We start from the raw sequence: 21983 nt of genomic DNA on the forward strand, positions 1-21983 counted from the left end.
TTCCACTTATGCATTGCAGTTATAACAACTAGCGGCAATATGCTCCAGCATAACTTTGCCCTAACTTTAGCCATTGAGCTGAGCAATGTGTGCTCAGTATTAAATATGGGCGAAAAATCGAACTATATCCGTTGCAGGGGACAGCGGTATGACAGGAGGCGCCCCGGCAAGCCAAAAGCTGCCGGGAGGGAGAGGGGTTACTGGGGTTTTCCGGAGAACAGGAAGCGCAGCAGAGGGATGCGCTTGTGCAGTTCATATAAGGCAAAGGCGCAGGAGAAAACGAACACCAGACCAATCAGGAAACCCAGAAGGTTATTGTTGATATACGGTGTCACAAAAGCGCCATATATCAAGGTCAGCGGATGATGCACCAGATATATAAACAGCGATGCGTTGACCAGATACGTGATTTTTGGCGAATGATAGTTCAGCAACCGGTGTCCGAATGAAAACACCACGTTCGCCATCAGGATGCCGAGCAGGGATTTGATCACAATTTCCAACTCAAACATATAGCTGCTGTGGGCCAGCAACTTCTGATTCAGCATGTAGGCAATCAACAACAGCAGCGAGCCGAGCACTGCCAATGGGGAGGGTTTGAGAAAAATCTCTTTCAGCCACACATACTTAAACGCGTAAGCACCGAGGATGAAGAACGGCAGGTAGAACATCGTCTCCATCACCACAAAATTGAACAGGCCATTGGAAAGCAATTGCGGCGCAAAAATTAAAATAATACGGTGCGCGGCCGAATAGCATAAAGCATATAAAAGAAAGAACAGTGAGATGTTTCCTAATCCAGTCATTTTATTTATCGGGTTAGGCGCGATGTTACTTTTTAACGTCTTAATTTTTTTGAACAGATAAAAACAGGCAGTGGTCAGCAAGGACAGAGTTAATAAAAACCACAGGTGGGAAACCAGTTCCCAGATTGTTACATTTATTTTCTGATAGATCGAAAAATCTTCCCAGCCGTTTAATTTATCCGTGAAGTATTTCAGCATGAAAAACTGCGGTACGGTTATTAAGGGGATCGAGCTCAGCAGGGGGATTGCCACCCGCTCCAGTCTGACCTTCAACCACTGGTGGCGCTCGTAACGTTCGTAAAGCATGTAGGAGAAGTAGCCGGATATCACGAAGAACACTTGCATGCGGAAGGCATGGATGAAGTCGTTCAGCACCGTCAGTGAGAACGAGGGGGCCGCGCTGTTCACCGCCCAGGCATGGCTGGAATAAATCAGTGAGAGGTGGAAAGGAACACCGAGCAACATCAAATAAGCTCGGATCGAATCGAGGAAAAACTCGCGTTGATTGTTGCCTTTAGTCATTAGGTTACCGCTAGTCATTTTGTCGAGTGGTCATTAACACGCTTAATAAGTCGGCAATGGTTAAATCGCAATCTCAAACCCTACTATACCGATTCACATTTTTCCATAGCGTCTTGCTGCGCGGCTTGCTACGCTGGTGTTTCATCAGCTGCTTAAACAATGAGCCATAAACATGAACCATCCATTTATCATGTTGTCGGAAAGCTGAATAATCCATTAATATGGATTTAAATGATTTGAGCACACGAATAGGGGGGGATGTGCTAGTTAATATATTATCCAGTAAACCACGCGCCGCGAGCGTTCGTTGGTTAGGTGCTACCGTATTGTTCACGCTGTTTACTTCGCAGGCATGGGCTTTTTCTATCGACGATGTGGCCAAGCAGGCACAGGATCTGGCAGGAAAAGGCTTTGAGGCCCCGAAGAGCAACCTTCCTTCTCAATTCCGTGAAATGAAATTCGCGGACTATCAGCAGATTCAGTTCAATCACGATAAAGCCTATTGGAGCAAGCTGAAAACCCCATTCAAACTTGAGTTTTATCATCAGGGGATGTACTTCGACACGCCGGTGAAAATCAATGAAGTCACTGCAACCAGCGTGAAACAGATCAAGTACAGCCCGGATTACTTCAACTTTGGTTCGGTGAAGCACGATCCGGATTCGGTAAAAAACCTCGGCTTTGCCGGTTTCAAGGTGATTTATCCGATCAACAGTGCGGATAAGAACGACGAAATTATGAGCCTGCTGGGCGCGAGCTACTTCCGCGTGGTGGGTAAAGGGCAGGTTTACGGGCTTTCCGCTCGTGGCCTGGCGATTGATACCGCCTTGCCGTCCGGTGAAGAGTTCCCGCGCTTCCGCGAATTCTGGGTTGAGCGTCCGAAGCAGGGCGACAAGCATCTGGTCGTTTACGCGCTGCTGGATTCACCGCGCGCCACCGGGGCTTATCGCTTTGTGGTCTATCCGGGCCGCGATACCACGGTGGACGTCGAGTCTAAAGTGTTCCTGCGCGACAAGGTCGGCAAACTGGGCATGGCACCGCTGACCAGCATGTACCTGTTCGGGCCAAGCCAGCCGTCGCCAACGCTGAACTACCGTCCGGCGCTGCATGACTCCAACGGATTGTCGATCCATGCCGGCAACGGCGAGTGGATCTGGCGTCCGCTGAATAATCCGAAGCACCTGTCCGTCAGCACCTACCAGATCGAGAACCCGAAAGGTTTCGGTTTGCTGCAACGCGGCCGTAACTTCAAGGATTACGAAGATCTGGACGATCGTTACGATCTGCGCCCAAGCGCCTGGATCGAGCCGCGCGGCGACTGGGGCAAGGGCAAAGTGGAGCTGGTGGAAATCCCTACTGCGGATGAAACCAACGACAACATCGTTGCCTTCTGGACTCCGGACGTATTGCCGGATGCCAAAACCCCGCTGGCGCTGAGCTACCGCCTGCACTTCACCCGCGATGAAGACAAGCTTCATTCACAGGACATCGCCTACGTAAGCCAGACGATGCGTTCTACCGGTGACGTGAAGCAGTCCAACCTGATCCGCGAGCCTGACGGCAGCGTGGCATTCCTGGTTGATTTCGTTGGCCCGGTACTGAAAGGTCTGGACGGCGCTACGCCGGTCGCCTCTCAGGTGAGCATCGGCGACAACGGTGAAGTGGTAGAAAACAATGTCCGCTATAATCCAGTGACCAAAGGCTGGCGCCTGACGCTGCGTCTTAAAGTGAAAGACGACAAGAAGCCGGTAGAAATGCGCGCTGCGCTGGTCAATGGTGATAAGACCCTGTCGGAAACCTGGAGCTATCAGCTACCTGCCAATGAATAAGCTTACTCAACCTGCCCAGGATTATCTTGCGGCAATGCCTCTGACCGCTGAGCGGTCAGAGGCGCTTAAACCACAGCCGGCGGCAGATGACGGCCAGGCACTGGAGGCGCTGCATCGCAAGATGGGCGCCGCCGATGCCAACGTCAATCAGCTGTCGGCGGATGACGTGGCGCTGGCTTCGGTCAAAACGCGTATCGAAAGCGCTTGGCCGGATGCGGTCAGCGACGACGATTTCGACACCGACGCCGAAGGCCGTACCGTACTGAAGGCGATGCCTCCGATCAAACGTACCAGCATGTTCCCGGAAGCCTGGCGCACCAACCCGGTGGCGCGCTTTTGGGATTCGTTGCTGGGGCGCTCGCCGCACAATCGTCACGCTTCCAAAGAGGAAGCCGAGGCGGAAAATCGCTGGCGCGTGGTCGGATCGATGCGCCGCTATGTGCTGCTGGTGCTGATGCTGGTGCAAACCGGCATCGCCACTTGGTACATGAAAACCATTTTGCCGTATCAGGGCTGGGCGCTGATCGATCCGCTGGCCATGCTGGATCAGGATCTGATGCAATCGGTGCTGCAGCTGCTGCCTTATGTCCTGCAAACCGGCATTCTGATCCTGTTCGCCATTCTTTTCTGCTGGGTATCTGCTGGGTTCTGGACCGCGTTGATGGGGTTCCTGCAACTGCTGATTGGCAAAGATAAGTACAGCATCTCTTCCACCATCAAAGGCGATGAGCCGATTAACCCGGCGCACCGCACCGCGTTGATCATGCCGATCTGTAACGAAGACGTCGAGCGCGTGTTCGCCGGCCTGCGTGCGACCTATGAGTCCGTCGCCGCTACCGGCCAACTGGAGCATTTCGATATCTACGTGCTGAGCGACAGCTACGACCCGGATATCTGCATGGCGGAACAGAAGGCCTGGATGGAACTGTGCCGCGATGTTGACGGTCATGGCCGCATCTTCTACCGCCGCCGCCGCCGCCGCGTGAAACGCAAAAGCGGCAACATCGATGACTTCTGCCGTCGTTGGGGTGGCGATTACAGCTACATGGTGATTCTGGACGCCGATAGCGTGATGAGCGGTGAGTGTCTCACCGGTCTGGTACGTTTGATGGAAGCCAATCCGAACGCCGGTATCATCCAGTCCGCGCCGAAGGCCTCGGGCATGGATACGCTGTATGCTCGCGTGCAGCAGTTTGCCACCCGGGTCTACGGGCCGCTGTTCACCGCCGGTCTGCATTTCTGGCAATTGGGCGAGTCGCACTACTGGGGCCATAACGCGATTATCCGCGTGAAGCCGTTTATCGAACACTGTGCGCTGGCGCCGCTGCCGGGCGAAGGCTCTTTTGCCGGTTCCATCATGTCGCATGACTTCGTGGAAGCCGCTCTGATGCGTCGTGCCGGTTGGGGCGTGTGGATTGCCTATGACCTGCCGGGCAGTTATGAAGAATTGCCGCCGAACCTGCTGGATGAGCTGAAACGCGACCGTCGCTGGTGTCACGGTAACCTGATGAACTTCCGCCTGTTCCTGGTCAAAGGCATGCACCCGGTACACCGTGCGGTGTTCCTGACCGGCGTAATGTCTTATCTGTCGGCGCCGTTGTGGTTTATGTTCCTGGCGCTGTCGACGGCGTTGCAGGTGGTGCATACCCTGATGGAGCCGCAGTACTTCCTGCAGCCGCGTCAGTTGTTCCCGGTATGGCCGCAGTGGCGTCCGGAGCTGGCGATAGCGCTGTTCTCCACCACCCTGATACTGCTGTTCTTGCCTAAACTGCTCAGCATAGTGCTTATCTGGGCCAAGGGTGCCAAAGAATACGGTGGTGCTTTGCGCCTGCTGCTGTCGATGCTGATGGAAATGCTGTTCTCTGTGCTGCTGGCGCCGGTGCGCATGCTGTTCCATACCGTGTTCGTGGTCAGCGCTTTCCTCGGCTGGGAAGTGGTATGGAACTCTCCGCAGCGTGACGATGATGACACGCCATGGAGCGAAGCCTTTAAGCGTCACGGTTCACAGATGCTGTTGGGCCTGGTCTGGGCCGGTGGTATGGCCTGGCTGGATCTGCGTTTCCTGTGGTGGCTGTCGCCGATCGTCTTCTCGCTGATCCTGTCACCTATCGTGTCGGCGCTGTCGAGCCGCGCGACCTTGGGCATAAAAAGCAAACGCGCCAAACTGTTCCTGATCCCAGAAGAATACTCACCTCCGCGCGAACTGCTGGCGACGGAAGAGTATCTGCAGCTTAACCGTGAGCGTGCGCTGGCCAATGGCTTTATGCACGCCGTGGTTAACCCGTCATTCAACGCATTGGCAACGGCGCTGGCGACGGCGCGTCACCACCTGCGCGGGGCGATTGAGCGTAACCGTGAAGAGCGGGTGGCGGAAGCGCTGCAACTGGGGCCGGAAAAACTGGTGAAGGGTAAACGTCTGGAGCTGCTGAGCGATCCCGTGGCACTGTCGCGTCTGCATCAGCGCGTCTGGCTGCTGCCGGAAGGTAAAGCGTGGCGTGAACTCTATCAGCAACTGCCGCATAACGAACTGGCTCATCCTGTCGGACGGCGTTAGTCGTTGACCGGTTAGCCCAAGCGGGGAATACGCGTTGCGTGTTCCCCGTTTTTTTTGGTCTTTTGCTTACGTAATGCTGACAAACCGGCGGTGGGAAATTGTGCTAACATCCGCGCAGGGTGTTGTTTATTTTCAAAACAACCAGGTTCAAGAGTCAATTTGGTGAACTTTTCTTCTTTAATCCGCCTGGCGTTGCTGGCGGCAGGCGTAATGGCGTTGACCGGCTGCGGCAGTATCATCAGCCGCACGGTACCCGGCGCCGGGCATGGCCATCAATATTACCCGGGCGTGCAATGGGATCTGCGCGATACGCCCTGGCGCTACATCACGGTGATCGACGTACCGTTGTCGATGGTGGTGGATACCTTTATGTTGCCGTTTGATGCGCAGCATGGGCCTTACGAGTAAATCGGATCCCGTGTGGCGAATACCAGCAACTGATATCCGTGTCGGCCGCAGCGGAAGGGCGCCAGCGCCGTCATCTTCAACCCTTGCTCGTGGGCGGTCAGTGAATGCGGATTGTCGTCGTCAATAAACAGCACGCCGACATCGAACTCATCGCGGGTGCATGCCTTGACGGCAGCGAACAACTGTTTAAGCACCCCTTTGCCGCGCCAGGCGGTATCAAGGCACACCGGGCCATACAAAAACACCTTCTGCTCACGGAGTGCCCGGCCGTTGAATGACTGACTGCTGAGCGTATCGAGCATCGCATCCACCACCGGTGGGCGCGGCTGCATATCGGTAGGCATCAAGCAGACAAAGCCCGCCAACGCGCGATCTTCAACCGCCACCAGAATGCCCAGACGCCGGTTAATGCTTTCTAACTGAGCCTTATCCATACGCGAGACGATAAACCCTTGCCGTTTTTGGCTCTCGCTAAGGTTTGCCGGGGTGTTTTGCGACTGCAGTTGCAGGATAGCGGAGTAATCGGCGCGACATGCCTGGCGGATGATCATGAATCCTCCTGGAAGAACGTTATGGGGTTCGGGCAGGCGCGGATATCGGCCGGTATCCGCGCGGCGTTATTCAGCGTTCGTCCCACTCGTCGGCGGCAGTCTGACCCTCTTCGGTATCCAACGGCGGATCGAGCTGGAAATCACCTTCCTCCCACTCGTGCAGCGTATTTTCCTCTATCCATTCCGCTCTGATTTCCACTTCGTCGTAGTCGCCGTCAAAAATAGCCTGGGCGGCAGCGCCGCTGCGTAGCGTGAAACACTCGACCGATTCCCCTTCTTCCTCAAAGAACTCGGCCTGCCACTTGATATCACCGTCCAACATCACGTATTTTTGCAGATTGAACTGTTGCGGTACCGGCGGTTCATCGTCATTGCCGCCTTCGACGGATTCAATAAACTCCTCGCGCGCGGCTTCGATAGCTTCTTCCAGGGTTGCATACAGGCTCATGTCCGTCTCCAGTCACAGTGAGGTTGATGAAAGGGCTTTGGCAGCGCCAAAGCGTCATGACATACGTCAGAAGTAATTGTTGTCTCACTGGCGCAGGATGCAAATTTTTTTGTTGTCCGTTTTGCGACGACGATTGTCCGCTAAGCGGGAGCAGCGAATAACTGGGCGGGAAATAATAAGACATTGTCTACGACTACCCCAGGAGATCGCCATGTTAACCAACCCTTCAAGCAAATATCGCCCGTTCCCGCCGGTGGCGTTACCGGATCGCCAATGGCCCGGTCGCACCCTTGAGCAGGCGCCGCGTTGGTGCTCCAGCGATCTGCGTGACGGTAACCAGGCGTTGGCGGAACCGATGGATAACGGCCGTAAACGCCAGTTTTACCAGTTGTTGCTGCAGTGCGGGTTTAAAGAAATCGAGGTGGCGTTCCCCTCGGCGTCGCAAACGGATTTTGATTTTGTGCGTTCGCTGATTGAGGAACGGTTAATCCCGGACGATGTCAGCATTCAGGTGTTGACTCAGTCGCGTGACGATCTGATCGATCGCACCTTTGAATCGCTGCGCGGCGCACCCCGCGCTATCGTGCATTTGTATAACGCCACCGCTCCCATGTTCCGCGAAATTGTTTTCAGGCAGGACAAAGCGGCGACGGTAGCCTTGGCGGTGAATGGCGCGTTGCGCATCCGTCAGCAGTGCGAATTGCAGCCGGAAACGGCCTGGACCTTCGAGTACTCGCCGGAAACCTTCTGCTTTACCGAGTTGGAATTCGCGCTGGAGATTTGCGAGGCGGTGGCCGATGTCTGGCAGCCAGGTCCTGGGCGGCCAATGATCATCAACCTGCCGGCGACAGTGGAGGTCAGTACGCCGAACGTGTATGCCGATCAGATCGAATGGTTTTGCCGCCGCTTCAGCCAGCGTAAACAGGTGACGATCAGCGTGCATCCACATAACGATCGCGGTACCGGGGTAGCCTGCGCCGAACTGGCGATGCTGGCCGGGGCCGATCGGGTGGAAGGGTGCCTGTTCGGCAACGGCGAGCGCACCGGCAATGTGGATCTGGTGACGCTGGCGCTCAATCTGTACACCCAGGGTGTTGCGCCGGGACTGGATTTCAGCCAACTGAAGCAGGTGGTTGAGGTGGTTGAACAGTGCAACCAGTTGCCGGTGCATCCGCGTCATCCTTATGCCGGTGAACTGGTTTTCACCGCCTTTTCCGGCTCGCATCAGGATGCCATCAAGAAGGGGTTCGCTGCCCAACAGCAGCGGCAAGACGGCTTGTGGCAGGTGCCTTACTTACCGCTCGATCCGGGTGATGTCGGCTGCAGCTATGAGGCGGTGATCCGGGTTAACAGCCAGTCAGGCAAAAGTGGCGCAGCCTGGTTGCTGGAACAGAATCACGGCCTGTCGTTGCCGCGCGGGCTGCAGATTGATTTCAGCAAAGTGGTGCAACAGGAGACCGACGGCAGCGGTAAAGAGATGACCACCGCCGAATTGTGGCGGCTGTTCCGCACGACTTACGGGCTGGTTGAACAGCCGAGCCTGCAATTGCTGAGTTATCAGACAGAGAGCCATGGCGTGGAAGCTTACAGTTTCAGTGCCAGGGTATTGTTCGAGGAGCAGCAGCAAAGGCTGATGGGCGTGGGGAACGGTTTGCTGTCCAGCGCGGTGGATGCGCTGCGCCAGCGCTTTGGTTTGACGCTGGCGATTGAGGATTATCACGAGCACACCTTGGGCCATCAGAGCCACAGCCGTGCTGTGGCCTATATACGTTGCACTCTGGCACACGGTGAGGCGGCTTATGGCGTTGGGATCGACGTTGATTCCGCCAGCGCTTCGCTGCAGGCGCTGTTTAATGTCGCCGGGCGCTACCTGGCGAAATAAACGCTCGGTGCGACGCCAAGCAGGCGACGAAACATGGCGCTGAAGGCGCTGGGGCTGTCATAACCCAGGTCCAGCGCCACTTCCAGCACCGAGTGACCGGCCGCCAGAGCGTTTAGCGCCGCCAGCAGCCGGGCGCGGCGGACCCAGTCGCCAAAACGCAGTCCGGTTTCACGCTGAAAGCGGCGCGACAACGTGCGGCCGCTGACGCTGATATAGCCGGCAGCCTGCTCCAACTCCCAGGGCTGCGCCAGCGATTGCTGAATATGCCTGCACAGCGTCTGCAGGGCTTCGCCGCGTGGTTCCGGCAAATGCAGCGGCAAAATAGGCAAGACGCGCAGCTCGTCCAGGATCAGTTCCATTATCCGCTCTTCGCGCCCACCTGGCGGATAATCCACCGTGATGTCCATCGCGCAGATAATCAGCTCACGCAGCAGCGGTGAGATTTGCACCACTTCGCACTGCGCCGGCAGATCGGCACGCGCCAAGGGATCGACAAACAGCGCTCTGGCCGCCACTTTGCCGGTGATGCGCAGGCTATGCTCCATACGTGCCGGCAACCAGACGCCGCGGCCTGGCGGCACCACCCAACTGCCCAGGCGGGTGTTTACCTGCACCACGCCGCTAAGGCTGTGGATCAGCTGCGCACAGTTATGGTGGTGAAGGGGCTCGAAATCGCCGTGTTGGTAATCTTTGGCAATCGGCACAATCGACCGGTTGGTGGGCATTAAGTCGTGGCAAAGCAGCATCTGTAGCGGTATCTCCGCGCGGTGGAAAGGCGTAATGGCAGCATGCCACGCCGGAACATTTCGCACCAGTCTCTGGTGCGGCGCCGGATTATAGTCTATAAGAATACAATATATAATTTTATAAATTGTTTTGAGGGTTCTATGAATATCGACAGTATGCGGCAGGCGGCAACGCAGGCTGGGGCGCTGTTGCGGGCGCTGGGCAACGAAGATCGCTTGCTGTTGCTGTGCCAGCTCAGCCAGCGCGAGATGTCGGTGGGTGAACTGGCGCAGACGCTGGGCATCCGTCAGCCGACGCTTTCCCAGCAATTGAGCGTATTGCGGCAGGAAGGGCTGGTGTCAACGCGGCGCGAGGGCAAGCAGATTTACTATGCCGTCAGCGATGAAAAAGCGCTGACGATCCTCAGTACCTTGTATCAACTTTATTGCCCGGCTCCGGGAGCGACACTATGACCATTGACTGGCTGCATTTCACGCCGCTTTCCGCACTGGCCGGAGGGGGGATTATCGGCATTGCGGTGGCGCTGCTGTTGGTGTTTAACGGCCGCATCGCCGGTATTAGCGGTATCACCGGCGGCTTGTTGACGCCGGGCGGTACAGAAAAAGCGTGGCGCGGCGTATTTCTTGTCGGGTTGCTGATTTCCCCCTGGTTGTATCGTATTGCCGGCCCTTTACCGGAAATGCCAGTCAGCGGCGGCAGCCTGTGGTTGATGGCGGCGGGGTTGTTGGTCGGCCTGGGCACCCGGCTGGGGGGCGGATGCACCAGCGGCCACGGCGTATGCGGCATGGCGAGGCTGGCGCCGCGTTCGCTGGCCGCCACGGCGGTGTTCATGTTGCTGGGATTTATCACCGTCTGGGTTGTCCGTCACTTGGCAGGGGGCTAAAACCATGTTCAGAATTCTATTTGCGCTGCTGAGTGGGGTCATTTTCGGCTTGGGTCTGATTATCGCCGGCATGGCCAACCCGGCCAAGGTGCTGGCCTTTCTCGATATTACCGGCCATTGGGACCCGTCGCTGGCTTTGGTCATGGTGGGGGCGATTGCGGTAGCGGCTCCGGCGTTTTTGTGGGCCCGGCGTCGACAGAGAACGCTGTTGGGCGAGACGTTGCTCGTTCCCACCAACCGGCGTCTGGATCGCCGTTTACTGGCGGGCAGCGCGCTGTTCGGCATTGGCTGGGGCATGGCGGGTATCTGCCCCGGGCCGGCGTGGGTGCTCGCGGGGGCAGGTTCGTTACCCGGTTGGCTGTTCGTGGCGGCGATGCTGGCGGGCATGGCGCTGTATGAATTCATCATGATACGGAGAAAATAATGCCGATAGCCAACGCGGTGCTGCGTATTGCGCGCCCGACCGATCGTCTGCAGGACATTGCGGCCATGTACTGCGAGGGACTGGGGTTCGAACGGTTGGGGGAATTTGCCGATCATCAGGGGTTTGACGGCGTAATGGTCGGGCATCCGCAGCACGGCTACCACCTGGAGTTTACCCACCATCACGGCGTAAGGGTGGGGCTGGCGCCAACGCAGGATCACCTGCTGGTGTTTTATCTGCCGCAAGAAGGAGAATGGCGCGCAGGGTGCCGACGCATGTTGGCCGCCGGTTTTCGGCACGTGGCCTCTTACAATCCTTATTGGGATAACGGCGGGCAGACCTTCGAAGATCTGGACGGTTACCGCGTGGTGCTGCAACGGCAGGCGTGGGGAAAATAAAAAAGCCAGCGCACCGGGCGCTGGCTTGAAGGTGAAAGAGAACGCGTTATCAGGTGTTGGTGGCCGGTTTCTGCTCGCTTTTACCCTGGGTGTTTTCCATCATGCGACGGATAGGGACGATAAGCAGCGTCAGTACTGCAGCGCAGATCAGCAACGCAATTGAGCAGCGGGCGAACAGGTTCGGCAGCATTTCTAACTGATCGGCCTTCACATGGCCGCCAATCAAACCGGCCGCCAGGTTGCCCAATGCGCCGGCGCAGAACCACAGGCCCATCATCTGACCGCGCATTCTTTCCGGGGCCAGCAGGGTCATGGTCGCCAACCCTATTGGACTTAGGCACAGCTCACCCAGCGTCAGCATCAGAATACTGCCCACCAGCCACAGCGGGGACACGCCCGCACCGCCGTTGCCCAGTACGTTCTGCGCGGCCAGCATCATCAGGCCAAAGCCCGCAGCGGCAAACAGAATACCGATAACAAACTTGGTGATGCTGCTCAGGCGCACTTTGTTACGCGCCAGAGCCGGCCAGGCCCAGCTGAATACCGGCGCCAGCAGGATAATGAACAGGGCGTTGATTGACTGGAACCAGACCGCCGGGATCTCGAAGCCGCCAATCATACGGTTGGTATAGTCGTTGGCAAACAGGTTGAATGAAGTAGGTTTCTGCTCGAACGCCGACCAGAAGAACGCGGCGGAGACCAACAGGATAAAGCACACCAGCAGGCGGGCGCGCTCTTTGCGGCTCAGGCCGGCAAAGGCAAACAGGTAAATAAAGTACAGGGTCACCGAAACGGCAATCACGTAAACCAGCATGCTGGCCACCGCCACCGGATTAATCACGATCACGCCCTGTGCGATCAGGGTGACGATCACCGCCACGCCAACGGCCAATGCGATTAACCAGGCACCGACGCCGTTTTTCTTGGTGACCGGGCTGTTCCAGGTGGAATCGAGACCGACTTCGCTGTCATAGCGTTTCATTGCCGGAACGGCAAATACCCGGAAGATCACCAGCGCCACCAACATCCCGATACCACCGATGCCGAAGCCCCAGTGCCAGCCATGAGAGCGGATCAGCCAGCCAGAGATCAGCGGGGCGATGAATGAGCCCATGTTGATGCCCATATAGAACAGCGAGAAACCACCGTCCCGGCGGTTGTCGCCCTTTTTGTACAAGGTGCCGACCATTACCGAGATACAGGTTTTGAACAGGCCGGAACCCAGCACGATAAACATCAGGCCGATGAAGAACAGGTTGTTGCCCATGACGGCAGACAATGCGATCGACAGGTGACCGAGCGCGATCAGAATGGAGCCGTACCACACCGCTTTTTGCTGGCCCAGCCAGTTGTCAGCCAGCCAGCCGCCCGGCAAGGCCGCCAGATACATGCTACCGGCGAAAATACCGACGATCGCCGAGGCGTTTTCACGTGCCAGACCCATGCCGCCGTCATAGACCGTGGCGGCCATAAACAGGATCAGTAATGGGCGAATGCCGTAAAACGAGAACCGCTCCCACATTTCGGTAAAGAACAGGGATCCCAGCGGATAAGGATGGCCGAAGAAGGTCCGGCTTTCTTGGTTATTAACAGAGGATTGCATAACGTCTTCCCAATAAAATGCGCCGCACTTATGCGGCTTATACTGTGGTATGTATGTGTATTTAAGGAAGGTGATCCACCCAATGCGGATTACCCGACAAAACCGCAGCCGTAGCGCCCGTTAACCGTGGAAAGCGCGCCGACCTTTTTTCACTTGGCCAGTGATTTACATCTGGCGTGATATTATTTAACCATTTGATAGCTGGATGGTGGTTTTGTCTAGTCCCTATATCCCATTTTTTAGATGAAAAGTCGACAAACATCTCTTTTCTTGGTTTTTATGTTGGCTTGGGAGGGAATGTCATTGACAGCGGGTTTATTGTGCTAAAAGTTAATTACTTTTTTAAAAACAGGTAATTACATTAATATTTTTCTGGTTGATGCGGAAAGGGAAACGGCGAAAGGTATCAATACGAAAAGTAGGGTAAACGGACCCTAGCCCCCTTTAAGTGAATCAGTGAGTGATAAATGCGGTTATTGCTCTTCCTGCAGAGTGTCTTCTCTCATTCGTGTCGTCCGGCGTTGCAAACACCACCAGGAATACGCGGCGTTAAACAGCACGACCAATGCGGTGACGCAAAATACCGCCCGGAAACCGTAGCTGGCGGAGACCGCAGCGCCCAACAGCGGACCGCTGACGTTACCCACGTCGCGGAACGACTGGTTATAACTGAAAATCCGCCCGGCGACCTGATTACTGCAGTTATAGATCAGCAGCGTTTGCACGGCCGGCAACAGTGCACCGTCGGCGGCGCCAAGCAGGAAGCGCAATACGCCGAGCTGCCACGGCGTTTGTACAAAGGCCATGGGGATCAGCAACAACACCGAGACAATCAGCATAAATACCAGAATGCGCTCAGGGCCAATTCTGTCACCCAGTTTGCCCAGCCGTGGTGCGCTCATCAACGCGGCGACGCCGGGCACCGAGGCGATCAGGCCGCTGATAAAAGCCAGATTATGGATGTTGCCGGCCAAGTCGCGCACATACAGCGTTAAAATCGGCGCGATTGATCCGGTGGCAATTTGGATAATCATGGTGGTGACGAACAGGCTGAGTATCAGTTTGGGGTTTTTCAGTGAAGCAAAGACCTGGCGTGCGTGCAGCATGTCTTTTTTCTGCACCGGGGTGAACTGTTCTTTGACGCACAGCAGCGTCAGCACAAAGCAGAGTAACAGCACGGCGGCGGTGATGTAGAACACCGGTCGCAGGCCATATTGGTCGGCCAACAGGCCGCCTATCAGCGGCCCAATCAACGCGCCGCTAACGCCGCCGGTGGACAGGGTGCCCAACGCCCAGCCGCTGCGGTTGCGCGGCACCTGGGTGGCAATCAACGCATTGGCGTTGGGAATAAAACCACCGAGCAAGCCAAGCACCGCGCGCAGGGCCAAAAACTGCCAGATATTCTGCGCCATCCCCATCAGAAGCATCACAATCGACATACCCAATGCCGAGCGCAGCAGCATCAATTTGCGCCCACGACGATCGGCCAACCCGCCCCAGAAGGGGGAGGCAATGGCGGAGAACAGGAAGGTGATGCTGAACACCAGGCCGGACCACATGTTCAGCGCTTCGTGGCCGGTCACGCCGAGCGTTTCTACGTATAACGGCAGGAAGGGCATGATCAGGCTGAAGGCGGCCCCGGTGAGGAAGCATCCCAGCCAAGCGACGAACAGGTTGCGTTTCCAGTTTACTGGTTCTGGTACCGGAGCCATAAATTACCGTTGCAGAAGGTGATGCGCTTTGCTCGCAGGCGAAAACAGGGGGCAAAGCAAGAAAGTTAGCTTGGTAAGTATGCGCCTAATTACAGGTAGCATCAATTGATGTGGCGGGGGTTATTCGGAAAATGAAATAAAGTTTTAAAAATAACGCGTTGCCGGTATTCCGCGCTGGCTGCGCGGAATATGCCGGTGGTTATCAAGCGCCATCGCTGTTGAGGGCAACCTGAAATTCAGAGAGACTTACAGCCCGGCGAGCACGTCAAAACCGTTGCCGGTGGTGGAGGGGGTGAAGTCGGTAATGTCGTAGTTGGCTACGGCGTTGAACGGATCCTGCGCCACGATGGTATCCAACTGCGCACGGTCAATGCCTTTCACCAGAATCACACCGCCGGTACGCGGATTTTTACGTCCGGAGGCGATGAAGGTACCGTCCTGGAAATATTTTTTCAGCCAGGCGACATGTCCCTCGAGATGGCTGTCAACTTCTTCTATCGGGCGATGGTAAGTCAGGCTAACGATATACATAACGGCTCCAGGGTGAAAATAGTGAGTACGATCAGGATGATTACCCTCTCACCATTATCCCCGTTTCTCAATACCCAGAGCACAAAATGACCCGCCATAAGGCGGGTTGCGGTCAATATAACGAGGGCTCGCCTTCGGGCCGGGTCTTGAAGCGGCGGTGCAGCCACATGTATTGGTCCGGTGCCATCAGGATCTCTTTTTCCACCACTTTATTCATATACGCGGCGGCCACGAACTCATTGTCCAGCGGGAAGTTTTCCACTGCCGGCTGCATAATCAACTCATAACCTTTGCCATCCGGCAGACGACGCGGGGTAAAGGGAATGATCGCCGGTTTGCCCATCCGCACCAGTATGTAGCTGCCGGTGGTGGTCGCTGCCTTCTCCACGGCAAACAGCGGGGCGAACACACTGCTGCGCGGACCGTAGTCGTGATCCGGTGCATACCAGATGATGTCACCCTGTTTCAGCGCGCGGATCATGCCCTTCACGTCTTTACGGTCCAGCATGGACTTGTTGGAACGCATGCGGCCCCAGGTTTGCAGCCAGTCCATCAGCTTGTTGTCGTGTGGGCGGTAGACGCCGATACCCGGGTTATGAATGCCAAAGATACGTGCGCCCAGTTCCAGCGTAAGGAAATGCAAACCGATCAGCAAAACACCCTGATGGTTGTCGCGCGCTTTTTGAATGTGCTCCAGCCCGCTGACGTGGAACCAGCGCTCGATACGCCAGTTTGGCCAAAACCAGGCCATACCGGTTTCAAACAGCCCCATGCCGACGGACTCAAAATTTTGCACCAGCAGCGCTTCGCGTTCGGCCTGCGGCATATTAGGGAAGCACAGCGTCAGGTTACGCCGGGCAATCGCCACGCGATGCTTGAGAAAACGCATGGAAAAACGGCCCAGTGAGGTTCCGAGGCGGTAAATAATCGGGTAAGGCAGTAATACCAGCAAATAAAGCAGGCCAATACCGAACCAGGTAAGCCAGTAACGCGGGTGCAATAAAGTGCGATTAAAAGAAGGAACTTGAGTCATGTGTTCTCAGCTTAGAAGCAGTCATTTAACAATAATAACAGAGTAATAGCAGGGTTTATCCTTCAGACGGAGATTTTATTCATCCCGCTTTTTCTGCCGTTTATAAGGACCATTGTGACATTTTTCTCGCGCAACGTGAAAAGGCACCGCATTAATACATCATTTTAAGTGATGACTGGACATAACATGATTATTAATTCGGCTAAATCGCTCTAAAGGATAAGGTCTGCGGACAAGAGATGCGTATCATGACCGCGCAATTATTCAGAGGGGGAGTTATGTGGGCATCATGGTTAAGTTCTGGGTTGCTGATCCTTGGGGCATTATTGGGCAGTCTGGGCGCGCACCTGCAGTTTAACCCTCTGCTGGCGGTTGCAGGAGGGGTGCTGTTGGCGGGGATAGTGATTTCCGGTTTTACCGAATGTCGGCTTGGGCGTTGAGCGCCCAAGCCGTGCCTGTCAGTCGTTTTTAAACAGCCCTTTCAATACGTGGGGCTCGCAACGCCAGTACTGTGGCGGTGCGCTGACTTTTTCACCTAACCTGGCGGCGGCGTGCCACGGCCAGCGCGGGTTGTACAAAATGCCGCGCGCCAGCGCCACCATGTCCGCCTGGCCGGTGGCGACAATCGCTTCAGCCTGTTCCGGCTCGGTGATGAGTCCCACAGCGATAGTTGGCAGGCCGCTTTCGCGTTTGATGATTTCGGCAAACGGCACCTGATAACTCGGGCCGACCGGGATCTTCTGCTGAGGCGAAAGGCCGCCGCTGGAAACGTGGATATAATCGCAACCTAACTCTTTCAACGCTTTCGCCAGCGCCACCGATTGCTGTTCATCCCAACCCCCTTCCACCCAATCACTGGCGGAAACCCGCACGCCGAGCGCTTTTCTCGCCGGGAACACCGCGCGCACTTCACTGAAAATCTCCAGCAGCAAGCGCATGCGATTTTGCAACGAGCCGCCGTATTGATCGTTGCGCTGGTTGGCCAGGGGGGAAAGGAACTGGTGCAGCAGATAGCCGTGCGCGCCATGAAGTTCAATCAGCTCGAAGCCCAGGCGATCGGCGCGTTTTGCCGCCGCAATGAACTGCGCTTTCAACCGTTCGATATCGTTCAGACTCATCGCTGCAGGGGGGGCATCATGCGGTGAGAAGGGCAGGGTGGAGGCGGATTGGGTTTGCCAGCCACCGCGTGCGGCGCTGAGTTGCCCGCCGCCCTCCCAGGGAATGCCGTAGGAGGCCTTGCGGCCAGCGTGGGAGAGTTGAATGCCTAATGGCATGGAGGCGTGTTTTCTCACTGCCTGCACCACCTGCGCCAGCGCCTGTTCGGTAGCATCGTCCCACAGGCCGAGATCGCTGGGCGTGATGCGCCCTTCAGGCGCGACTGAGGTGGCCTCTACGATCAATAACCCTGCGCCCGACAATGACAGCTGGCCGAGATGCATGGTGTGCCATGCGGTGGCTTTGCCCTCGTCGGCAGAATATTGGCACATAGGGGCGATAATAATACGGTTGGGTAAATCCAGCTCCCCCAGTGAAATCGGGGTAAATAACTGACTCATAACGTCCTCCGGATCCGTGGTAAAGAGAAAGCAAACTACCATTAGGCTTATCGGGGTTTGTGACGGGCGTCAAGTTTCCAGCGTTAAACATTGCCGCCGGGCTAATGCTGTTTTGAGCGACATTTTCGGGTATTATGTGCGCCGCGCGTGGGCCTGCGGCCTGCGAGTTCAAAATAAGCCACCTCCCGAAAGACAGGAAAGTACACCATGCCAGTGTTACATAACCGAATTTCTAATGAGGAACTGAAGGCGCGCATGCTGGCGGAAACAGAGCCACGCACCACAGTTTCTTTTTATAAATACTTCACCATCGACGATCCCAAAGCGTTTCGCGACAGCCTGTACGTTGAGTTTGACAAGCTGAAGGTATTTGGCCGCATTTATGTGGCCAAAGAGGGCATCAACGCGCAGATCAGCGTGCCGCAGAACAAGTTCGACGCGTTTAAAGCCGCTCTGTTTGCCTCGCACCCGGCGCTGGATCAGGTGCGCCTGAATATCGCCTTGGAAGATGACGGTAAATCCTTCTGGGTGCTGCGCCTTAAGGTGCGCGATCGCATCGTCGCCGATGGGATTGACGATGAGAGCTTCAACCCGGCGAATGTGGGCGAGTATTTGCAGGCCGATCGCGTCAACCAGATGATCGACGATCCGGATACGCTGTTTGTGGATATGCGTAACCATTACGAATATGAAGTCGGCCACTTTGAAAACGCCATCGAAGTGCCTTCAGACACTTTCCGCGACCAACTGCCGATGGCGGTTGAGATGCTGCAGGACAATAAAGACAAAAATATTGTCATGTACTGCACCGGCGGTATTCGCTGTGAAAAAGCCAGTGCCTACATGCTGCATAACGGCTTCAAAAACGTCTACCACGTGGAAGGCGGGATTATCGAGTACGCACGCAAAGCGAAAGAGCAGGGATTGCCGCTGAAGTTTGTCGGCAAGAACTTTGTGTTCGACGAGCGCATGGGGGAGCGGATTTCTGACGATGTGATCGCCAATTGCCACCAGTGCGGCGCCGCCTGCGATACTCACACCAACTGCAAGAATGACGGCTGTCATTTGCTGTTTATTCAGTGCCCGACCTGCGCCGCCAAATTTGAAGGTTGTTGCAGCGAGATCTGCCGCGAAGAGCTGAGGTTGCCGCGTGAAGAACAGCGCGCTCGCCGAGCCGGTCGTGAAAATGGCATCAAGATTTTCAATAAGTCGAAAGGGTTGTTGCAGACCACGATGCACATTCCGGCACCTGAGGATGAAGGCCCAGCAAGCTGAGCCAATGATAAGCGCGGCAGATTTGCCGCGCTTTATACCTGTCGCCTTTCAAGCAACTCATAGAACGTAGTATTACTTCGCGCGTACGCCTTCGACAGAAATAATCAGCTCAACATCCTGCGATGCCGGGCCAAGATCGGTAGTGATGCCGAAGTCTTTCAGCTTGATTTTACCGTTGGCCGCAAAGCCGGCGCGGTAGCCACCCCATGGGTCATTACCCTGGCCGATCAGTTTGGCGTCCAACGTGACCGGTTTGGTAACGCCGTTCAGCGTCAGATTACCGACCACTGCATAGCCGTCACCGCTCTTTTTCACTTCGGTGGATTCAAACTTGGCCTGTTTGTTCTTTTCCACGTTCAAAAACTCCGCACTGCGCAGATGTTTGTCGCGTTCGGCGTGATTGGTGTCGACGCTGGCGGTATTGATAGTGACGTTAACCTTGTCCTTGGACGGATCTTTTTCGTCGAAGGTGAAGCCGCCATCAAAGTCTTTGAAGGTGCCGTACAACCAGCTGTAACCCAGGTGCTGGATGCGGAATTCGATAAAGGCGTGTTGCCCTTGTTTGTCAATTTTGTAGTCGGCAGCCAGCGCGGAACCGGCGCTCAGCAGCAGTGCGCCTGCGGTCAGGCCCAATACGGTTTTCTTCAACATAGCAATCTCCATAAATCCAAAGGTTAATCGGCGCTGCTACCCAGCATCCGTTTCAAAGTCACATCACGATCAATAAAGTGATGTTTAAGCGCAGCCAGGCCGTGCAGTAGCGAGAGCACGACGACGGTCCAGGCCAGATAAAGGTGGATAGTGCCGGCAGTATCGGCCTGTTCAGCCATGCCGGTGACCGTGGCGGGGATGTCGAACCAGCCGAAAACGCTGATCGCCTGGCCGTCGGCGGTGGAAATCAGATAGCCACTGATCAGGATGCTGAACAGCACAACATACAGCGCGATATGAGCCAGTATCGCACTGATGCGGGTAAAGCGACCGTAGCTGGCCAGCGGTTTTGGCGGCGGTGAAACGAAACGCCAGACCACCCGAACCACCATGACGATGAACAACAGTGTACCGATGCTTTTATGAATTTCCGGTGCCTGGTGATACCAGACATCGTAATAGCCCAGCGTGACCATCCATAAGCCCAGGGCAAACATGCCGTAAACCGTCAGCGCAACCAGCCAATGGATTAGCACTGAAATATGACCAAAACGGCTGGCGGTATTTTTCCAAAGCATCTTGTTTCCTTACATTCATCATTTTCTGGGTGCAATAATTAAACTTTAAGAAACATAAAATCAATAATAAATTTAACTATGTTACTTCTTTAGAATATCAATCAGTGAATTTGCGGAAGATTGCGGGAAGTTAATCAGTGAAATCGTCGTAGTGAATATCATCATTTGAGTGTGTTTTTTCTTTAATCATTGAAATTAAATGATTTTATTTATTTCTGTCAGCTTTTGTCATTTTGCGTAAATACGGTCTTTTTTTTAACAAATAATCCGCTAGCAAAGAGTGTCGATTATTTCCAGTCTGATTTTAGCAAGGGGGGGGATTTTCTTGCTGGCAGGTGTTTATCGGCAGTTTACCTGCGCGGCAGCGGCAGAGTTTGCTAACATAAGAGGCATTTGGTGGCCTTGTGGGCCTGGATTGTCAATACAAAGGAAATGTCATGGGCCGAACCCTTTTGACCGATCGCAGCCTGCATCTGGCCATTATGCTGGCGATGCTGGTGATTATCCTTGTCGGTATTAAAGCGGCGGCAGACATCGTGGTGCCGTTCATGCTGGCGGTATTTCTGGCGATGGTACTGAACCCGCTGGTGGCGCAACTCGAACGCTGGCGGATACCGCGCGTGTTGGGGGTTAGCTTATTGGTGGTGGCTGTGGTGGTGGTGCTGATGCTGTTTATCGGCATGCTGGGTGCCTCGTTGAATGAGCTTGCCCGTTCATTGCCGCAATACCGCGGCATGATGATGGAAAAACTGCGCGAGTTACAACATTACGCTGATCGTTTCAACATTACCGTGTCCACCGTGGCGATGCTGCAGTATGTCGATCCCAGCGCAGCGATGAACCTGGTGACTCGTCTGCTGAGCCACCTTTCCGGCGCTATGACTAATATTTTCCTGCTGCTGATGACCGTGGTGTTTATGTTGTTTGAAGTACAGTTGCTGCCTTACAAGCTGCAACAGGCGTTGGACAAGCCCAGCGAGGGGATTGCCAATATTCAGCGCGCGCTTGAGGGGGTAACTCGTTATCTGGTGATTAAAACGGCGATCAGTCTGGCGACCGGCATTATTGTCTGGGTGTTCCTTGCTGCGGTCGGCGTACGCTTTGCATTTATCTGGGGATTACTGGCATTTTTGCTGAATTATATTCCCAATATAGGTTCGGTGATTGCCGCTATTCCGCCATTGATTCAGGCCCTGTTGTTTAACGGCTTTGGTGATGCGTTAGTGGTGGCGGGGGGCTTTATCACGATCAATCTGGTGATTGGCAATATGCTGGAGCCGAGGATCATGGGGCGAGGGCTGGGGTTGTCGACGCTGGTGGTCTTTCTTTCGCTGATTTTCTGGGGATGGCTGATGGGGCCGGTAGGCATGTTGCTCTCGGTACCACTGACGATTATTGCCCGTATCGCGCTGGAAAACACTGACGGGGGGCATAAAATGGCCATTATCCTCGGCGATGGTCGGCCGGGCAAGAAAGTTACCCCGGAGTAAAGAACAAAATCAGAAGGGAGGCTGGTGCATAGCGCATCCGTGGCAGCAACCTGCCGGGGGCTTAGAAACGCCTGAAACACACATGGGGGAAGGTTAGCGTAG

Annotated in this window: 22 protein-coding genes; 11 read left to right on the forward strand and 11 right to left on the reverse strand. The window is 55.4% G+C overall.

The window, feature by feature from the left end:
• Positions 1–197: 197 nt before the first annotated feature.
• Positions 198–1328: a glucans biosynthesis protein MdoC gene (gene mdoC, locus JEM67_RS10570; RefSeq protein ID WP_199637266.1), complete on the reverse strand. Its 1131-nt coding sequence runs from the start codon at positions 1326–1328 to the stop codon at positions 198–200.
• 260 nt (positions 1329–1588) lie between these two features.
• Here mdoC and mdoG point away from each other — a divergent pair, with 260 nt between their 5' ends.
• The 3 genes from mdoG (at position 1589) to JEM67_RS10585 (ending at position 6119) form a co-directional block, all read left to right on the forward strand.
• Positions 1589–3157: a glucans biosynthesis protein MdoG gene (mdoG, locus tag JEM67_RS10575; RefSeq protein ID WP_013812409.1), complete on the forward strand. Its 1569-nt coding sequence runs from the start codon at positions 1589–1591 to the stop codon at positions 3155–3157.
• Positions 3150–5711 (forward strand): glucans biosynthesis glucosyltransferase MdoH, encoded by a 2562-nt coding sequence (gene mdoH, locus JEM67_RS10580; protein WP_013815086.1) that lies wholly within the window; start codon positions 3150–3152, stop codon positions 5709–5711. The genes mdoG and mdoH overlap by 8 nt, the downstream gene beginning before the upstream one ends.
• Before the next feature lie 210 nt (positions 5712–5921).
• Positions 5922–6119: a YceK/YidQ family lipoprotein gene (locus JEM67_RS10585; protein ID WP_042437287.1), complete on the forward strand. Its 198-nt coding sequence runs from the start codon at positions 5922–5924 to the stop codon at positions 6117–6119.
• Here the strand turns inward: JEM67_RS10585 and JEM67_RS10590 are convergent.
• Positions 6110–6670 (reverse strand): GNAT family N-acetyltransferase, encoded by a 561-nt coding sequence (locus JEM67_RS10590; RefSeq protein ID WP_199637268.1) that lies wholly within the window; start codon positions 6668–6670, stop codon positions 6110–6112. The genes JEM67_RS10585 and JEM67_RS10590 overlap by 10 nt on opposite strands.
• A 70-nt stretch (positions 6671–6740) precedes the next feature.
• Complete coding sequence (locus JEM67_RS10595; RefSeq protein ID WP_199637269.1) at positions 6741–7118, reverse strand: MysB family protein; 378 nt, start codon at positions 7116–7118, stop codon at positions 6741–6743.
• 211 nt (positions 7119–7329) lie between these two features.
• Between JEM67_RS10595 and leuA the strand changes: the two genes are divergently transcribed.
• On the forward strand, positions 7330–9000 hold the full coding sequence (gene leuA, locus JEM67_RS10600; RefSeq protein ID WP_199637270.1) for a 2-isopropylmalate synthase: 1671 nt from the start codon (positions 7330–7332) through the stop codon (positions 8998–9000).
• Here the strand turns inward: leuA and JEM67_RS10605 are convergent.
• Entirely contained in the window at positions 8985–9746 is a 762-nt protein-coding gene (locus tag JEM67_RS10605) for an AraC family transcriptional regulator (RefSeq protein WP_013812414.1), read from the reverse strand. The genes leuA and JEM67_RS10605 overlap by 16 nt on opposite strands.
• A 141-nt stretch (positions 9747–9887) precedes the next feature.
• Here JEM67_RS10605 and JEM67_RS10610 point away from each other — a divergent pair, with 141 nt between their 5' ends.
• The 4 genes from JEM67_RS10610 to JEM67_RS10625 are packed head-to-tail and all read left to right on the forward strand — an operon-like array spanning position 9888 to position 11452.
• Complete coding sequence (locus JEM67_RS10610) at positions 9888–10199, forward strand: ArsR/SmtB family transcription factor (protein WP_199637271.1); 312 nt, start codon at positions 9888–9890, stop codon at positions 10197–10199.
• Positions 10196–10630 carry a YeeE/YedE family protein gene (locus JEM67_RS10615; protein WP_199637272.1) on the forward strand — a complete coding sequence of 145 codons (435 nt, stop codon included), beginning with the start codon at positions 10196–10198 and terminating at the stop codon, positions 10628–10630. The genes JEM67_RS10610 and JEM67_RS10615 overlap by 4 nt, the downstream gene beginning before the upstream one ends.
• Positions 10631–10634: 4 nt before the next feature.
• Entirely contained in the window at positions 10635–11054 is a 420-nt protein-coding gene (locus JEM67_RS10620; protein ID WP_199637273.1) for a YeeE/YedE family protein, read from the forward strand.
• The gene (locus JEM67_RS10625; RefSeq protein ID WP_199637274.1) at positions 11054–11452 is read left to right on the forward strand and encodes a VOC family protein; all 399 of its coding nucleotides are present in this window, start codon (positions 11054–11056) and stop codon (positions 11450–11452) included. Before JEM67_RS10620 ends, JEM67_RS10625 begins: the two co-directional genes overlap by 1 nt.
• Before the next feature lie 49 nt (positions 11453–11501).
• Here JEM67_RS10625 and JEM67_RS10630 read toward each other — a convergent pair whose 3' ends face one another.
• From JEM67_RS10630 to JEM67_RS10645, 4 genes are all read right to left on the reverse strand, one after another.
• Positions 11502–13055 (reverse strand): peptide MFS transporter, encoded by a 1554-nt coding sequence (locus JEM67_RS10630; RefSeq protein ID WP_199637276.1) that lies wholly within the window; start codon positions 13053–13055, stop codon positions 11502–11504.
• Between the two features lie 473 nt (positions 13056–13528).
• Positions 13529–14767: a multidrug efflux MFS transporter MdtG gene (gene mdtG, locus JEM67_RS10635; protein WP_013812419.1), complete on the reverse strand. Its 1239-nt coding sequence runs from the start codon at positions 14765–14767 to the stop codon at positions 13529–13531.
• 246 nt (positions 14768–15013) lie between these two features.
• Positions 15014–15298 carry a YciI family protein gene (locus tag JEM67_RS10640; protein ID WP_013812420.1) on the reverse strand — a complete coding sequence of 95 codons (285 nt, stop codon included), beginning with the start codon at positions 15296–15298 and terminating at the stop codon, positions 15014–15016.
• A gap of 112 nt (positions 15299–15410) precedes the next feature.
• Positions 15411–16331 carry a Kdo(2)-lipid IV(A) acyltransferase gene (locus JEM67_RS10645; protein ID WP_013812421.1) on the reverse strand — a complete coding sequence of 307 codons (921 nt, stop codon included), beginning with the start codon at positions 16329–16331 and terminating at the stop codon, positions 15411–15413.
• 278 nt (positions 16332–16609) lie between these two features.
• Here JEM67_RS10645 and JEM67_RS10650 point away from each other — a divergent pair, with 278 nt between their 5' ends.
• Positions 16610–16771 carry a hypothetical protein gene (locus JEM67_RS10650; protein WP_013812422.1) on the forward strand — a complete coding sequence of 54 codons (162 nt, stop codon included), beginning with the start codon at positions 16610–16612 and terminating at the stop codon, positions 16769–16771.
• Positions 16772–16789: 18 nt separating this feature from the next.
• On the opposite strand, the gene JEM67_RS10655 is transcribed toward JEM67_RS10650, so the two are convergent.
• A complete protein-coding gene (locus tag JEM67_RS10655; protein ID WP_199637278.1) occupies positions 16790–17887 on the reverse strand; it encodes an NADH:flavin oxidoreductase/NADH oxidase in 1098 nt (365 codons plus the stop codon).
• A 207-nt stretch (positions 17888–18094) separates the two neighbouring features.
• Here JEM67_RS10655 and JEM67_RS10660 point away from each other — a divergent pair, with 207 nt between their 5' ends.
• Positions 18095–19162: a rhodanese-related sulfurtransferase gene (locus JEM67_RS10660; protein ID WP_199637280.1), complete on the forward strand. Its 1068-nt coding sequence runs from the start codon at positions 18095–18097 to the stop codon at positions 19160–19162.
• A 72-nt stretch (positions 19163–19234) separates the two neighbouring features.
• Here the strand turns inward: JEM67_RS10660 and JEM67_RS10665 are convergent, their stop codons facing one another.
• Both JEM67_RS10665 and JEM67_RS10670 read right to left on the reverse strand, forming a co-directional pair.
• On the reverse strand, positions 19235–19813 hold the full coding sequence (locus JEM67_RS10665) for a YceI family protein (RefSeq protein ID WP_004943016.1): 579 nt from the start codon (positions 19811–19813) through the stop codon (positions 19235–19237).
• A gap of 23 nt (positions 19814–19836) precedes the next feature.
• Positions 19837–20391 carry a cytochrome b gene (locus JEM67_RS10670; protein WP_013812425.1) on the reverse strand — a complete coding sequence of 185 codons (555 nt, stop codon included), beginning with the start codon at positions 20389–20391 and terminating at the stop codon, positions 19837–19839.
• Between the two features lie 437 nt (positions 20392–20828).
• Here JEM67_RS10670 and JEM67_RS10675 point away from each other — a divergent pair, with 437 nt between their 5' ends.
• The gene (locus JEM67_RS10675; RefSeq protein WP_199637282.1) at positions 20829–21881 is read left to right on the forward strand and encodes an AI-2E family transporter; all 1053 of its coding nucleotides are present in this window, start codon (positions 20829–20831) and stop codon (positions 21879–21881) included.
• Positions 21882–21983: the final 102 nt, after the last annotated feature.

Source organism: Serratia sp. PAMC26656, assembly GCF_016469055.2.
Taxonomy (GTDB): domain Bacteria; phylum Pseudomonadota; class Gammaproteobacteria; order Enterobacterales; family Enterobacteriaceae; genus Serratia; species Serratia plymuthica.